This is a genomic window from Mycoplasma pogonae, assembly GCF_054170725.1.
The window spans coordinates 108,042-125,424 of the sequence record NZ_JBSWZS010000002.1; the positions used below are offsets into that span (position 1 = coordinate 108,042).

Below are 17,383 nucleotides of genomic sequence, written 5' to 3' on the forward strand. Positions count from 1 at the left end.
AAATAAAGCAAGTTTTGCAACTTGCTAAGCTTGAGTATTTAAACTAAAAAGTGGTTTTTTACTTTTACCACGAATTGCTTTTAAATATTTTTGAATTCTTAATGAGCGGTGTGCTACTCTTTCAAATGTTTTTAAAACAAGTAAATAATCAAATTCTAAATCAAGGTCTTGCATAATTAATTCTGAATTTAATTTAACTCTTTCAACATAACGTTTATAGTTAGCAATTACCATTTCATCAACTTCCACAACCATACGTTTAATTTTAGTTGCACGTTTTGAATCGTATTTTGTAATTTGCTCTAAAACTTGTTTCAACAACACTAAATTGAGATTAACCATTTCATTTAATTCTTTAACTAATTCATCATCAATTTTAAAAATTTCACGGCTTTTTGAGTGAACTTTCATTAATTCATTGTAAATTTCATGACTTAATTGTGCCACCCTTTCTAAAGAACGCACCACCATAATTAATGAAGATTGTTCTTCAGCAGCTTTAGGAGATAATTGATTATTTCCAATTTTCAGTAAATAAACATTGATAGCTTTTTTATCTTGTTCAATTTGCTTCTCGATATTTAAATAATGCGGAAGACGTGAAGCTTTTTTCTTTTTAATAAATTCAGCTAAATCAACCAATAAATCTTGTGTTAAATTCCCTAAATTACGGATTGATTTTCGCGCTGAAGCTAAAGCTAATAAAGGGTTGGATTCCAATAAGATTTCTGGCAAAGAAATTTGATGTTTTTCATCAATTTTTGGAATTGGCACCAGCTTGTAACTCAATCATTCTAGTGGTCTAACTAATCATATGAAAATTCCTGTTAAAATGACATTGAAAATAATGTGAGAAAGTGATAATTGCAATGTGAACCCTTTGGTTTTATCGGCTGAAATTAAATTAAACATATTAATTAGATCAGCATAATACTGTGAAATCGCTACAAAAATAATTGAAATTGTAAAATTAGTAAATCCTCAAATAAAAGCAATTCGTTTTGAGTTTTTATCCCTTGATAAAAATGCAATAATTAATCCTGTAAAAGTTGTTCCAACATTTGAGCCCATAACTAAAGCAATTGCTGAAGATAAACTTAGAATTTCAGGGACATTATTCATTGCTGCTTCAATTGCTGAATATTCATACACTTTTTGATAAATGGCAACAGTGGCACTAGATGACTGTAATAAGCCCGTGAAACCAATTGAAAAAAAGTAAGAAATTCAATTATTTGATCCAATTGTTTTAACTGTGTTTTCAAATCAAGCCTCTTTAGTGATTGCTTTTACACCTGAACCTAAAATTGTTAATGATAAAAATACTAGTCCTACTGAAAAAATAAATAAAAAAGTTTGAACAATGTTTTGTTTTTTGAAAAGCAAAAAACCAAAAACACCAATAAAAACAAAAATGATAAAGTATTGAGTAAATTTAAACTCACTTTGAAACGATACAATCAACGAAGTTGTTGCCGTTCCGATATTAGCTCCTAATAAAAATGCAATGGCGCCCCGAAGGCTAATTAGCCCTGCAACTAAAAGCCCCATGATGATCGCCATCGCTCCATCAGAAGATTGAATAAATGTTGTAATCACAATTCCAAAAAACACAGCTAAAAATTTATTATCAGAAATTCTTCGCAATACCCGGCGCATACGTACCCCAGCAATGCTTTTTAAGGAATTTCCTAAAATTTTAATTGTGTAAACAAACAAAGCAATTCCAGCTAATGCAATAAAAATAGCAAAAGCCAAACCTTCTTTTTGAATATTGATTTCCATTTGTCCCTTTTTTAAAATTTGTTTTTTATTTTTTAAGTTTAATTATTCAAATTATAAAGCATTTTAATAATTTTTAGTTTGACGGTTTGTTCTTGAACGCCCTCTATCGCCGCCGCTTCTTGAACCACTTTTGCTACCGTATTTTCTTTGACTACCAGATTTTGATTTATTTTCTGGTTTTTGGCGAATTACTACCGAAGGTTCAGGCGAAAGTTTGATATCTTTTTTAGTTGCTTTACTTTCGCTTTGAATATAATCCGACAATAAAGTTGCCAATTCATGAGCTGTATAACGTTTTTCTAATTCAGCTTGAATGTAAAATAATTCTTTTTGTTTTGACTTTTCTAAAATATCAGTTAATTTTGAAAATAAATGCTCTTCTCAAATTGTTTTCATTTTTTCATCAGTTGGAATTTCTACTCTTGAAATTACTGAATTTGTGTCTTGTGCAATTTTTTGAATATGTGGAATTTCATATGGTTTAACAAATGAAAGTGAATGTCCCAAACGACTTGCTCTTCCTGTTCTTCCAATTCGGTGAGTATAGTATTCAATCTCTTGTGGTAAATCCAAATTAAATACTCAGTCAATGTGATCTACGTCAATTCCTCGAGCCATAACATCTGTAGCTACTAAAATTTTAACTTTTTGGTTTCTAAATTTATCCATTACATAGTTACGTTCGCGTTGTTGCATATTTCCTTGAATTCCAGCAGCTTCAAAACCCAATGTGTTTAAAGCATCAGTTAATTCATCAACTCTTTTTTTGGTACGTCCAAAAATTACTGCTGATTTTGGTTTGTGTAAGTCCAAAAACTTCACTAAAGTTTTTAATTTTTCGTTTTCTTTTAAAACTACATATTGCTGATCAATTGATTTTGAAGTTGTTAATCCCTTAGAAATTGAAATTTTTTCAGGATTTTTAGTCATAATTTCTGATAACTTTTTAGTTTTGGCATCAAATGTTGCTGTGAAAAAAAAGTTTTGACGCACTTCTGGTAAGTGATTAATAATTTTGGTAATTTCTGGTAAAAAGCCAATTTTTAGCAATTCATCCGCTTCATCTAGAGTTAAACTTCTTAAGTGTGAATAGTCTAACTTGTGTGATGATGATAAATCTTCAATTCTTCCTGGTGTAGCAATTAAAATTTGAGCAGTATTTCTACCTTTCAAAAATTCCAATTGACGTTCATAAGATACCCCCCCTAAAACTAAACCAACATTTAAATTATGATATTTACCAATCATTTTTACTTGGTTAAAAATTTGAGTTGCTAACTCTCTAGTTGGTGCCAAAATTAAATGCTGAATTTTGTGAAGTTTGGGGTCAGTATTTTCAATAATTGGAATTGCAAATGCCCCTGTTTTTCCGGTGCCGGTTTGCGCTTGTCCGATAATGTCTTTCCCTTCTAATGCTAGAGGTAAAACCTTCTCTTGAATTGGCGAAGGGTCAGTGAAACCCATCTCCTCTAAAGCCTGCATGGTATTGGTGCTAAGATTAAATTTGTTAAAGCTCATTGTTCTCCTTGAGATGTATTTTTAGGGTTAGTTATATCACTAACTTCTAAAATTTGTTTTAATTTTATACTATAAATATCTAAATAAAATTTTAAGACATCTATTTTTAATAAAAAATGTATATTTTAACTTTTTTTTAAGCTAAAAAGCATTTTTTATTTAAAAGTAGTATAATTAAAAAACATCATGGAGGTGTTTATATGAATCAAAAGAAATTTGAATTTATTTTTATTGGAGCAGGGCCTGGAGGATATTCTTCAGCAGCTATTTTAGCTTCAAAAGGTAAAAGTGTTGCAATTATTGAAAAAAATAAATTAGGCGGTACATGCGTTAATGAAGGGTGTATTCCAACCAAATCATTATTAAAATCAGCTAAAGTTTATAATGAAATTCAAAAGTGTGGATTATACGGAATTTCAACTCAAGGTGTTCATTTTGAGTTTGGAAAAATTATTCAAAATTTACGTGATAATAGCAAAGTTTTAAATGGAGCAATCGCCGGAGCACTAGAGGCAGCTGGAGTTACCACAATTCATGGAGAAGCTCTAGTAATTGATAAAAATACCGTTGAAGTTAATGGTGAAAAAATTTATGCTGAAAATTTAGTTTTATCAACTGGATCACGTTCAAGAGATATTGATTTTCCTGGCAAAGATGTTGCTATGGCTGAGAAAGTTTTAATTAATTCAACTGAATTATTATATTTAGAGCAATTGCCACAAAATTTAGTAATTTTAGGAGCCGGACCTGTGTCATTGGAGTTCAGTTACTTTTTTGCAAGTTTCGGTACAAAAGTTACTATTTTAGATTTCGCTCCAAAAATATTAGGAAATTTTGATGAAGAAGTAGGCTTGGAAGCTACTAAAATTCTAACTAGCAAGGGCATTGAAATTGTATCTGGAGTGGAAGAATATAATTACCAAAGTGGTGGAGTAATTAGTTATAAAAAAGCAGGAGAAAATTTTGCTATAAAAGCTGATAAATTTTTATTAGCAGTTGGTCGTGTTGCTAACATTGAAAATTTTGCTAATTTAGAGCTTGAATTAAACTCAAATAAAACTGTTAAAGTAAATCACAAAATGGAAACTTCATTACCTGGAGTTTATGCTATCGGGGATGTAACTGGGGCATTAATGTTAACTACAACTGCTTATAAACAAGGTGATGTATTATTGCAAAATTTATTGGGACTAGAAATTGAGCAATTTCGTACTGATACTATCGCCTGATCAATTTATTTAGCGCCAGAAATTAGCGGTGTGGGATTATCAGCAAAACAAGCTAAAGAAAAATATGGCGAAGATAATGTTTTAGATGTAACAATTCCTGCTCAAAAATTACCAAGAAACCACATTGAAAAAAAACTTGATTTTGGTTTTATTAAATTTATTGTAAAAAAAGATGATGGCAAATTTTTAGGAGCTTACATTGTTTTAGAAGATTCTTCACTAATTATTAATGAGGTGGCCTTAGCGATTGCTGCTAACTTAACAGTTTTTGATATTGTAAAAGTAGGTCATACTCACCCAACTTTAAGTGAAGCTATTTATTATTTAGTAAGAACATTAGCTTTTAAACTAAAATAAAAAATAATCAAATTAATATATGATTCCTGAAATACTCAGGAATCATTTTTTATTTTTTAAATCACCTTTTTAGTTAAAAAATAAATTGCATTTTTTGTTTTTTAATTTAAAAAAAAATAAAAAATGCAGTTATTTTCTATTATTTATTAAAAAATTAAATTATTTTTTAATAAAATCAGTAATTTTAAGCGATATATAAATGTAGAATAAAAGTATTTATTTTAATCTACATTATTTTATTATTTAATTTCAAATTTTTTAAAAGGAGACTATTCAAATGAATAAAAATTTAAATCGTTTTAGTGCTGGCGATAAAATTTCAAAATCACAAGCAGATAAATTTCATAAACATTCCGAAGCGATTGATTATAATTTAATTGAAGTGAAAATTACTGATAATAAATTAAGTGGAATTTACTGTGCAAAATTTCGGGGGTATTCAGAAATGAAAAATGATGATAAAAATAATGATAAATTTGAGCAGTTATTAAAACTTTTAATGAATTTGTCTAATCGCGTTGATGACAATCATCAAAAAGATCAAGAATTTAAAGATGAAGTTTTAAAGCGTCTTGAAAAGATTGAAGCAACGCAAGCTAAACATGGCGAAATACTTAAAAACCACGATAAGCGTCTTGCAAAGATTGAAGATAGATTGACTAGTTTAGAAGGTCGTGTAACAGTTCTTGAATCCTATCATCAAAACTTAGATAATTAAAAATTATTTTTCCTAAATTTTTTATTTAAATTTATTTTAAAAAATAAATAGTCTTGAGAAAAATTTTAAATAATAAAACAAAGCTAAAAGTATGGTTATTTTCTAATATTTTTCAAAAAATTAAATTATTTTTTAGCAAAATTAGCAATTTTAAGCGATATATAAATGTAGAGGAAAAGTATTTATTTTAATCTACATTATTTTATTATTTAATTTCAAATTTTTTAAAAGGAGACTATTCAAATGAGTAAAAATTTAAATCGTTTTAGTGCTGGCGATAAAATTTCAAAATCACAAGCAGATAAATTTCATAAACATTCCGAAGCGATTGATTATAATTTAATTGAAGTGAAAATTACTGATAATAAATTAAGTGGAATTTACTGTGCAAAATTTCGGGGGTATTCAGAAATGAAAAATGATGATAAAAATAATGATAAATTTGAGCAGTTATTAAAAATTTTAATGAATTTGTCTAATCGCGTTGATGACAATCATCAAAAAGATCAAGAATTTAAAGATGAAGTTTTAAAGCGTCTTGAAAAGATTGAAGCAACGCAAGCTAAACATGGCGAAATACTTAAAAACCACGATAAGCGTCTTGCAAAGATTGAAACAATGCAAGTGGAACATGGGAAGCGTCTTGAGAGGATTGAAGATAGATTGACTAGTTTAGAAGGTCGTGTAACAGTTCTTGAATCCTATCATCAAAACTTAGATAATTAAAAATTATTTTTCCTAAATTTTTTATTAATAATTTAATAAGTAAATTCATCAAAAACTAATTAAAATGTTTTAATTAATATAATTTAATATTTTTGAAAAACAAATCCAGTTTTATGTTAAAAGCTATGAAAATACTTTAAATTTTTTATTTAAATTTATTACTTATAAAATTTATTTTTATTAATTTTAATTTGTAAGAAATAAAAAATATCTCTCGTTATTAAAAATAACCTTGAGAGATATTAAAAGTAAATTATTTTAAAATTTAATTTTTAGCTAATCGATCTTCTGCAATTTTAATGATTGAATCCAATTTTTGTCTTCAATCATTTGCGTTAGAATTTACTTCATTAACCATTTCTATTAATTTTGTTTTTGTAATAACTAATAAAGAATTATATTTAATATTGTTTTTAAAATTATATATTAAGTCTTCTTTGGCTTTATTAATAATTTCATTACCATTTAATTTCGAAATTGCATTATCAATTGTTTCTATAACTTTTAAAACTTTTTCCACATCTGTGCCATCTTTAAAACTATTTTTATGAATTTTTACATCTTTTAAATTAGTTTCTTTAATAAATAGTATGCTATTAAAAGCATTTAATACTACTAAATCTTGTTCAGAGCCATTAGTTGAAGCACTGTAAGTTGGCGTTTGGATAACAGAGATATAGTTGTAAGCTGCATTTTCAAAATCATTAAATTTTTTATTTAATGCTGTATTTTTTTCAATAATATTTTCCATATCTAAGTTAATTTTTTCTTCGCTTTGATTTAAATCAGTATTAGATAATTCTTCTTTTATTTTAGCTTTAAATTCATCACTTAATTTTAAAAAAGTATCTACTATTTTATTTTTATTACCAATTATTGTATTAATTTTTTCTAACTCAGTAAGTCTTTTTTCCAAATCAGCTAAAGAAGTTGTTGGTAAATCATTTGCAGCTTGTTTTTGGCTAATTTCAGAAATATTTTTAAAATTAGCAATTTCTGTTTTGGCCTTAGCTAAATTTTCATTTCCATTAAATGTTAAATTATCAGCTTTTAATAATGAGGCATTAATTATTTCTGTTTTTAATGAATTAAATACATCTAAATTTAGCTGAGATCTTAAGTCGTTTAAGGTATTGAAAAAAATATTTTTCTTATCTTCATCTGCTAAATTAAAGTTAATCCCTTCGACTTCCCTTCTATCTTCAAGATATTGTATTTTTTGAAAAATTTTATTTGCAATTTTTAAAGATTCGTTTACTTCAGATTCAACAATTTTTAATTCCTCATCAGTGCTAGCTTTACTTATTTTAGAATTAATTTGTTCTCTTATTTTATCATTAACCTTATTTAATGGTTCGGTATTAAATTGAGCAAATAACCTGTTTTTTCTATTTAAAAAAACTATTTCACCATTCAAATCATGTTGAGCATCTAAAATTTGGTTAATTACTTGATTAATTAAATTTAAATCAATAACTGATAACTTTTGATTATTAATGTTTGTGTCATTATTTAATTCAATAATACCAGGTTTTTCTAAAATGCTATTAAGCGCTGATTTAACTAAATTATCTTTTTCAACTTTATTAGTTGCCAATAAATACTTTTGTTTTGACATTGTATCTGTATATTTTTTTAAATCTGTTTTTAATTGAGAAAACCTTTTATCAGCATTGACGTGTCTTGCAGCAAATATGTTCAATTTAGATAATGTATTTATTTCATTTAAAGAATTAATTTTAGCAATAGATTCTTTTTTTAATTCTTCGGAAATATGTGTTAATTTTTGTATTTCCTTAACTGCATTTTCTTTGTTTTCATTTCCGTTTAATTTAATCTTTGTTGAGTTTAATAAATCAATTAAATTTTGAAATGGAGCTCTTGTTGTGTGTCAAATTATACTTTTATCATTAATATCAGAATTAACTCTTTCAAGTACGGATTTAAAAATTGATGAATCATTACTATTTGAGAAAGCAACATTAATAGCGTTTTTTGCTAAATAATCATTTAGCTCATCTATTTCAGCTTTGACTTTTTCTTTAGCTACTTCAATCTTTGCTTGATATTCATCATCAGTAGCTTCCAGTTTTGAAACAGCATTATATTGTTTGATTACAAGCTTATTTTGGTAATTTTGGTTTTGGTTTTTAGAAATAAATACAAAAGCAAAAGCCGAAACCGCAAATAATGGAGTTGTTACTAAAAATAAAATTGATATTTTTTTAAGTGATTTACTATTAGAACTTTTCATAATTCCTTTCTTGAATAATTAAAGTATAAATTTAAAAATTTAAATTTTAATTATTGATTTTGTTTTTCGCTATTAATAATTTATTTTCTTTTTTATAATAGCTAAGTTTATTTTATTACAAAAATAAAGGATTTAGACAGAAATCTTTATTTAGCAAAATTAGTGAAGCAATTATCTATAAAAGTTTAAATTTAGCTATTTTTTAATAATATTTCAGCTTTTTAGTCAATTTATTAATTACAAATTTTATGATTTATTAAAGACGAAATTTTGCATATGAAAAAATATTCCTAGATGCAAAATAAGCTTAGGAATATTTTAATTAAAATCTTATTTGTTTATCTTTTTTTGTTTTTGCGGCGCTTTCCAAAAATAAATCAGAAAATTGCGATCGGAATAATTGCTAATAATGAAAATAATCAATAAAGTTTATTTGTAGATGAGTTCACTAAAGATTGGGATATTTCTGGTTCTAAATTTGTAACTGCATTAGTTAAATCAGCTTCTTTAGTTTCTTGTAATTCAATAACCTTATTAATTTCACCTTCTGCTTTTGCTAATTCAATTTCATTATTAATTGTAGTAATTGTTGTAAGTATTTTAGTTGCTTCATTAATAATTTCATTAAGCTGAATTTTTCAATCTGTTTTATTACTGTCAATTGCTAGAACTTTTTCTTTTAAACTTTCTTTTGTAAGATGTGATAAATCTTGATATTCATTATTATTTGTAATTTGCTCAATTAAGTTTATTTTAGCTTTTTCCACTTCCGAATTTCCATCTAAAGCTTGGATCGCAATTTGAATAGCTGCTAAAACTGTATCAACTTGAGTTGCATCAATTCCATGTTTGAAAGTATTACTTGATTTCACTTGACTCACATCACTAACTGATGTTGATAATATACTATTAATCAAATCAATAATTTTTTTATCTTGCTCTACTTTATTAGTTGCTGCAGTAAAAGTTGGAGTTTGTTTAATTGATAAATAGTCATCAAGATTTAGTTCAAATTTAACAAATCGATCATTTAAATTTTTTGCTTTTTCAGCAACGGAATTTGAATTATCGATATTCTCATTTTTAGTTTTTGATAAATCTACATTAGCAGATTCTTCTTTTAATTCATTTTTAGTATCTTGATTTAAATTTGGTAATTTGTCAATAATATCTTTGTTTTTTTCGACTGTTTTATTAATTTCTTCTAAATCTTTTACTTTCTGATTTAAATCATTTAATGATGTTGTTGGTAAATTATCACGCGCATTATTTCTTTCAGTTACAGGAATATGAATAAAGCTATCAACTTTATCTTGAGCAGATTTGAAATTTTTATTTCCATCTAAATTAGCAATTGCTGTTGCTGCATTAATTTTAGCTTGAGCTAATTTTGCAGAAGTTGTATGGTCTATTAAATTACTATCTTTTAAATCTTTTAATGCTTTTAATGCATCATCTAAGGCTTTTTGTTTAGCTACTTCAGCAACTTTGTAATTTGTAGTTTCTTTTGCTGCTTCTAATTTGGCAATTTCTTCTTCAATTATTTTTAATGTATTGAGTGCTTCTTCAGCTTTGTTTTTAACATCATTTACATCAGCCATAAAGTTAGCATCTGTCACCGCTTGATTAATCGCTATTTTTGTTGCATCACTAAGTGAGGCAAAATTACCACCGGCTTGAGTGTGATTTTTTACCACTGTTTTTAAGGCATCTAAATTAGCATCACCATCTAGCGATTCTGTTGCTCTTTCAATTGCTACCTTGGCTTCCTCAATTTTTGCAACATCAATATCAGCTTGAATTTTGCCTTGCAAATCGTTAGTTGCACCAGGTGTAGTTGAAGCATCTAGTACAGATTCTAATGATGTTTGCACCGTTTCATTAGCTGCTAATTTTTTACTTTCAGTTGCGTCTACATAATCTGCAGTTGGTATTTTGGATTTATAAGTATCATATGCAACTTTTAAATCATTATAAGCTGTATTAGTATTTTCAGCATCAGATTTAATTTGAGCTATTTTAGCTTCAATGACTGCTTGATTGGCATTAACATCTTCAATTGTTTTTGCTTTTGTTAAAAATGCATCTTTGGCTGCTTGTGATAAATGTTCAAGTGGTGGTATTGCATCAGATTTTAGTGCATTTTTTAAATCTTCTAATTTCTCATTGATTGCAGTTCATTTAGCAACTTCTGCATTTAATGTTGCTTTATCACCAAATTTATTAATATTATCTAGACTATTTTTAATATCTGTTTTAGTTGTGTCTAATAAATTTGATAAATTGCTAATATCTGATTTAGCTTTTTCAATATTTTTATTCCCATCAAGATTAGTTTTTGCTATTTCAGACGCTGCAATTAATCTAGTTGTTTCAGTTTGCATTGCATCATCATATAAATTTTTAACTAACTGTTCTTCAAGTTTTTTTAACGCTTCATCAAAAGCAGTTTTTTCAGTTGGACTAGCTAACTTATAGTTTTTGTCTTCAGATTGATATTTTTTTAATTCATCAATTTTAACTTGTAACTGAGTTTGTGTATTTAAGGCATTGGTTGCTTTGGTGTCAATTGCAGTAATTTCTGCTTTAGTATCTGTTTCATCCTTATTAAGATCATCTAAAATAGCATTTTTAGTAACTTGATTTAAGCCATTATAAATAGCTGATGCATCTTCAACTTTTGCTCTAAGCTTTTCCTTTTCTTCATTAACTTTAGTTAACCCATTTAAAGAATCAAGTGCATCCTTAATGTTATTAATTGTTGCTTTAGCAATTACTAAAGTCGTTCCTAATTTATAAGTTTCGGTTGTTAATTCTGTTAGCTCTGCTTCAAGATTTGCATAAGTTTGATCTTTTAAAACCGCTTCCAAAGCCGTTTTAACCTTATTATTTTGAGCAGTTTTATTATCTTCTGTTGCTTCGGTATATTCTGGTTTTGAAAATACTTCTTTATAATTAGCAACTACTGTTTTTAAGACATTGAATTCATCATTAATAGCAACTGCATTTGCTGTTTTAGCAGTAATTGCTGCTTCGATATCAGCTTTAGATTGGCTTAAATCACCAATATTTGATAAATCAGCTATTAGTTCATTTTGAAGTTCTGGAGAAAGGTGATCTAAAGCTTTAATTTTATTTTTTTCAACTTCAATAAAATTATTAATTGCACTAAATTTATTAACTAAATTATTTAATGTAGTTTTATTATTAGTTTTATTTAAATCTTTTAATTCACTAATAATCGTGTTTTGGGTAGCTACTGGTAAATTAGTTAAAGTTTGGATACTAGTTTCTGCAGCAGTAATATTATTATTACCATTTAATGCTCCAGCTGCATCATTAGCAGGTTTTAAAATATTAGCTATTTCAACAGATTTGTTAAATAAATCATCATTAGTGAATTTAGCTCTTAGTGATGTAACTTCAGTATCAAAAGTAGTTTTTAAATCATCATTTGCCACTTTATAATTGGCTGAATTTTTCATTTCATCAAATTGGGTAATTCTTGTTTGAATTGTTGCTACGTCAGTTAAGGTTTGAGTTACCTGATCAATAACTTCTTGTAATTTTTCGTAAGATGTTACATTATTAGATGCGGTTTTAATTGCTGCTTTTGTTGCGTCATTCAATGTATTTCAAGGCTCTGTTTCCAATTTGTCGATTACTTCTTTAATTTTTGTATCACCATTTAATTTAGAAAATGCATTATAAATGTTTTCCACTGCTGTTTTAATTGTATCAATATCATTAGTAATTAGTTTTTTGCCATCAACATTAAAGCTGCTACCTAATGTTGTATCTGTAATGTCACCTAAAACTGATTTAAGTGCAGTTAGTACTTCTTGATCAATAGTTGCTAAATTTTCTGTAACATCATGCTTTTTATTTCCAATTTCAGTAGTATATTGTTTTAAAGCTTCTTTTAATTTTGTAAATTCTTGATCTAGTGAGTTATTTAAAGTTGTATTAGTAGTAACAATTTCATTAATTTTTGCTGTTGCTGTTGCTTCATCAATATCACTGATATTAATTTTACCTAAATCTTCTATTGCTTTATCTTTAGTTGTTTGAATTAAATGGTTTAAGCTATTAATATCATTTTTAGCAGCTTTAATTTTTGTATCAATAGTAGAAAATAAATTTTTAGCGGCAGTTAATTTATCTTTAGAATCAATTTTACCTAAATTTTTTAAATTAGTTTCAGCAGCTCTTCTTTGCTCTTCACTTAAATTATCTAAGGCTTGAACAGCAATAAGGGCAGTTGATAAATTACTATTACCATTTAGCTTGCTTTCAGCAATTGCTTCGGTGGAATCACCTAAATCACTAAGTGCTGTTGTTCTTATTGCATCATCAAATAAATCTTGTTTTAAATGATCTTCTAAATTTTTAATAATTGCATCAAACTCAGCTTGTTTTTCTTGATCAGCTAATTTGTAATTGGCTTGATCTTTTATTGCATTTAATTTTTCAATTCTTTGTTTGATTTGCTCAATAGCACTAGCTGTAGCATCAATTTTTGTTTCAAGATTTTCTAATTCTGTTAATGAGCTTGCCTTGTTGATTTCGTCTTTGATATCAGTTACTGCACTTGTAGGTAATTTTGTAAATTCTGGTGTGGTGTCCAATTTTGTTTCTAAATCTGTTTTTTTCTTAGAGATTTTATCTGCCAAAACAGTTTCACCATTTAATTCGGTCTTAGCAGTTTCAATTTTTCTAGCTACTTCACTTGCTTTAGCAGATAACTCATCTAGCAAAGCGTTTATATCTGAAGTAACAGAAGTTGAACCAATTTTTAAACTATTAATTTTATAACCTTTTGTTAGTTCTGAAGGTTTTGTTATACTTGGTTTTATAATTTCATTTAAAGCTGAAAATACTGCATTATTTTGCTCATTTTTATTATCGGCTTCATCATATTTAGTTGTTCCAATTGTATTTACATAATCATTAAACTTGCTTTCAATTTCATTTTTATATTTGGCATTTAAAGCTATAGCCTTGTTTTTGATGCTATTAACTTTAATTTCAAAAGCAGCTTCATTCTCAGTTGCATTTGTTTTATCTAAAGCTTTTAAGGCTTCATTAATTTTTTGAATTAAAGCTGGTGATAAATTATCTAGTTTTTCAACTTCTTCAACTGTTTTGTTTACTAAACTAGTTTTTTTAGCTTCTAAAATTATGTTATCAATTTCTTTTTGAACTTCTTCAGCTGTAACATTACTAATATTAATTTTGCCTAATTGATTTTTTAGAGACGAACTTTCTAAAGTAGTTAAATTCGCAATTCCATCAAGCGTTGTTTTTGCTGAACCTAATTTATCATTAATAGCTGCAAATAAGGCTTCATTATCGGTTAAATAACTTTTAGAAGCGGCTTTAGTTTCATCTTTTAATTTAGCTTTAGCTTGAGTTTTTTGCTCAGTACTTAAATGCGTTAAGCCATCAATTCTATCTTTAGCTGCATTAAGGTTTTCATTTCCGTTTAATGACAATGAATCTGCTTCAGTTAATGTTAATTCTGCAGCATTAACTTTTGCTGTATCGAATAAATTTTGTTTTAAATGATTTTTTAAATCATCTATCACCTTATCATATTTAGCTTTTTTATCATTGTCAGCTAAATTAAAATTTAATGGATAATCAGTTTTAGCTTTTTCTAATTCAGCAATTTTGTCATTTATTTTTTTAATAACGTCTTTAGCTGCAAGAATTTTGTGATCAAGTTCATTTAATTCTTCTAAACCAGCTTTGGTAATAGAAATATTATCAATTGTATTTTTGATTGTGTTTTTAGCATCTATATTTAATGAATCAAATTCTCGATTATTATTTAATAAGTCATTTAATTCTTTTTGCTTTGCAGTAATTTTAGCATTTAAAATAGTTTCACCATTTAAATCAGCTTTAGCCTTACTAATTTTTTCCACCACTGCGGTGACTCTGTTAGTTAAATTATCTAATAAAGCCGGGATATCAGCAGCATCAGATTTTGAATCAATTTTTAATTCACTAATTGAGTGTGAATTAGTTAAAGTTGCTGGTTTTGTTAAATTAGGATTAGCTAATTCATTTAAAGCGTTAAAAACATTAGTATTTTGTGCTTCTTGATTTGTTGCTTCATCATATTTTACAGTCCCAATTGTGCTTAAATATTCATTAAATTTAGGCTCTATTTTATTGGCATATGCAGCATTTAATGCTTTAGCTTTGTTTACGATTTCATCAATCTTTGTTTTAAAATTAATTTCAAACTCACTTGCTTGAGTTTTATCAAAACCATTTAACTTTGCTTTAATTTTTTCAATTAAAGCAGTTGATAAATGGGTTAATGCAGCTAATTCTTTGACAGCTTCATTAACTCAAGCCGTCTTTTTAGCTTCTAGTTTAATATCATCAATTTTTGTTTTTGCTTGTTCAGCTGTAACATCACTAATATTAATTTTCCCAAGTTTATCAATAAAGCTTGTTTTTTCTGCGCTAGTTAAATTATCAATTGCATCAATTGCAATTTTAGCATTTTTGATTTTATCATCAATGTCATTAAATAATGTTTTTGCCTCGGATAAAGCAGTTTTGGAATCAATTTTTGTTGGATCCGAAATTTTATTTATAGCTTGGTTTTTTTGATCAGAACTTAAGTTATCTAATTTGCCAATTTCTGTTTTTAAATCAGCTAAATTATCATTACCATTTAATTCATTTTTAGCTGCTTCAGCTGCGCTAATTAAATTAGTAAATGTGTTCAGAGGGGTATTTAAAATATCGGCATTCTTTGTAATTTCTTCTTTTAAAGCAATTAAACTATCATTAAATTTACTTTTTTTATCATCATCAGCTAATTTATAATTAATATCATTTTTATAAGGCTCTAACTCATTTGTCTTATCTTTTAATTTTTTAAATTCTGTTGCAACGTTAAAAGCTTTTGCGTCTAATGAATCTAATGCATTAGATGTTGTTGCGGTGTTAATTTGATTGTTAATCGCTTGCTTTGTTGCTTCATTTAAATCATTTAGAGGGCTATTTAACAATTTATTTCTAGATTCTTGTTTACGTTTATTTAACAAACCATCTAAATTATTGATTGCTGATGTCGCATTCGAAATCAATGTATCTAATGATTCTATAGTTTCATCATAAATATTGTCAGTAGAAACTTTTGTTTGCAAAGAATTTAAAGCATTATCAAAATTATTTTTAGCACCTGGGGAAGACGCTAAAGTGTACTTTTCATTTGTTTTTAAAGCTTCCATTTCAGTAATTTTTGCTTTTAAACTACTAATTTTATTAGCTAATTGTCTAGATTTTAATTCAATAGAATTTAGCGCATCAGGTGTAGAAGCGGCATCAATTCTTGACTCAATTGCTTCTATTGTTTTTGTATTCAATTGGTTAAAAGGGTTAGAAATTAATTTTAATTTTAACTCCTTTTTTTCTTTATTTAAAATATTTAATTCATTTGCTTCTTTTTCAATCGGATTTACTATACTTTGAAAAACAGCCAATGATTCACTACTATTATCGATATCAAGACCATCTAATTTATCTATAAAATTTTTCTTTTCATTAGGGGTTAAATCCGAGAAATCGTTATTGATAAATTCCTTAACCTTATCAATCACTTCTTGCTTTTGTTTTTTTAAATTTTCCTCACCATTTAAAGCATTAAATGTGTTAATTATGTTATTTTTTCATTCAGTTATTGATGATAAATTTCTACTGGATGTATTGGAACTTTGATTCAGAGCATTAGTGATTGCATTTTCAAAATTTCTTTTTTTAGCATCATCTGCATCAGTGTATTTTAAAAAAGTTTTTTTGTTATTATACTCAATTGCAGTATCTTTTAATTGTTTCATTACTGAATTTAAAGTATTCATTTGATTATACAAAGTGTTTAATGTGTTTAAAAAATTATCATCAATATTATTTATTTTATCGCTATCAAAATTTTTAGAATTTTCTAATGTTTTTATTGAACGAAATACGTCATTAGTAAGATAAAAACTTTTTTGAGATCTTGTTAAATTTGTTAAAGTTTCTAATTTTTGCTTAGCCTCATTTATGAAACCATTTAATGCATTTCAAGTAGTATATAATCTTATTTTTTGAGCCTTAACGTTAGCAACATTGACTTCATCATAGCTTGCTGTAACTACTCTTTCTTCAATTTCTTTTAAGGCTGTATTATAATCCGTTTTTAAACCACTATCAGCGCTACCATAATGAGGATAAAATTTGTTAGATGGATTAGAAATTATATTTTTGGATGAATTAAGTAATTCTCTCATTTCCTTCATTAAACGATCAACAGCAATTGCATCACTTCGATTATATTCTCATGTTTTTGTTGAAAATACTTCTTTTTGCGAATATGTTAAATATATTGTATTAGCATTAATTCAATCTCTAACATTTTCACCATGATGTCATTCCCCTTCAGCATATCCAATTGCAGAGAAAGAAAAAATAGATAACGCTAAAGGCGTTGTAGATAAAACAAATATTGATGATTTTTTAAAAAAAAATTTTTTGGTAATTTTCATTAAAACCTTCTTATATAAAAATTTATTAATTTAATTCAATTTAAAAAATGAGAAACAAATATTACATTAAAAAACATTAATTATTATTAATATATAACTAAATGTAATAAAAATTAATACGGGAATTTATTTAAATATATGTAAACATTTTAATATATATATATATATAAAGCAATAGAAACAAAAAAGTGCAAATACTTAATATTTTTCAGAAAATTTTATCATTTTTTAATTTTTTTTAGTTAAA

General features: G+C 26.7%; 7 protein-coding genes. 3 read left to right on the forward strand and 4 right to left on the reverse strand.

The features are described from left to right. Positions 1 to 24: 24 nt before the first annotated feature. The gene (locus ACW95P_RS01180) at positions 25 to 1,785 is read right to left on the reverse strand and encodes a Na/Pi cotransporter family protein (RefSeq protein ID WP_457961399.1); all 1,761 of its coding nucleotides are present in this window, start codon (positions 1,783 to 1,785) and stop codon (positions 25 to 27) included. A gap of 63 nt (positions 1,786 to 1,848) precedes the next feature. Then, positions 1,849 to 3,303, reverse strand: coding sequence for a DEAD/DEAH box helicase (locus tag ACW95P_RS01185; RefSeq protein ID WP_457961400.1), 1,455 nt, complete (start codon positions 3,301 to 3,303; stop codon positions 1,849 to 1,851). 200 nt (positions 3,304 to 3,503) lie between these two features. Between ACW95P_RS01185 and ACW95P_RS01190 the strand changes: the two genes are divergently transcribed. From ACW95P_RS01190 to ACW95P_RS01200, 3 genes are all read left to right on the forward strand, one after another. After that, the gene (locus ACW95P_RS01190) at positions 3,504 to 4,889 is read left to right on the forward strand and encodes a dihydrolipoyl dehydrogenase (protein WP_457961401.1); all 1,386 of its coding nucleotides are present in this window, start codon (positions 3,504 to 3,506) and stop codon (positions 4,887 to 4,889) included. 277 nt (positions 4,890 to 5,166) lie between these two features. Continuing rightward, a complete protein-coding gene (locus ACW95P_RS01195) occupies positions 5,167 to 5,607 on the forward strand; it encodes a hypothetical protein (protein WP_457961402.1) in 441 nt (146 codons plus the stop codon). Between the two features lie 243 nt (positions 5,608 to 5,850). Continuing rightward, complete coding sequence (locus ACW95P_RS01200; protein ID WP_457961403.1) at positions 5,851 to 6,333, forward strand: hypothetical protein; 483 nt, start codon at positions 5,851 to 5,853, stop codon at positions 6,331 to 6,333. A 265-nt stretch (positions 6,334 to 6,598) separates the two neighbouring features. Here ACW95P_RS01200 and ACW95P_RS01205 read toward each other — a convergent pair whose 3' ends face one another. Beyond that, positions 6,599 to 8,587, reverse strand: coding sequence for a hypothetical protein (locus tag ACW95P_RS01205; protein ID WP_457961404.1), 1,989 nt, complete (start codon positions 8,585 to 8,587; stop codon positions 6,599 to 6,601). 338 nt (positions 8,588 to 8,925) lie between these two features. Continuing rightward, positions 8,926 to 17,136 carry a hypothetical protein gene (locus tag ACW95P_RS01210; protein ID WP_457961405.1) on the reverse strand — a complete coding sequence of 2,737 codons (8,211 nt, stop codon included), beginning with the start codon at positions 17,134 to 17,136 and terminating at the stop codon, positions 8,926 to 8,928. Positions 17,137 to 17,383 lie beyond the last annotated feature (247 nt).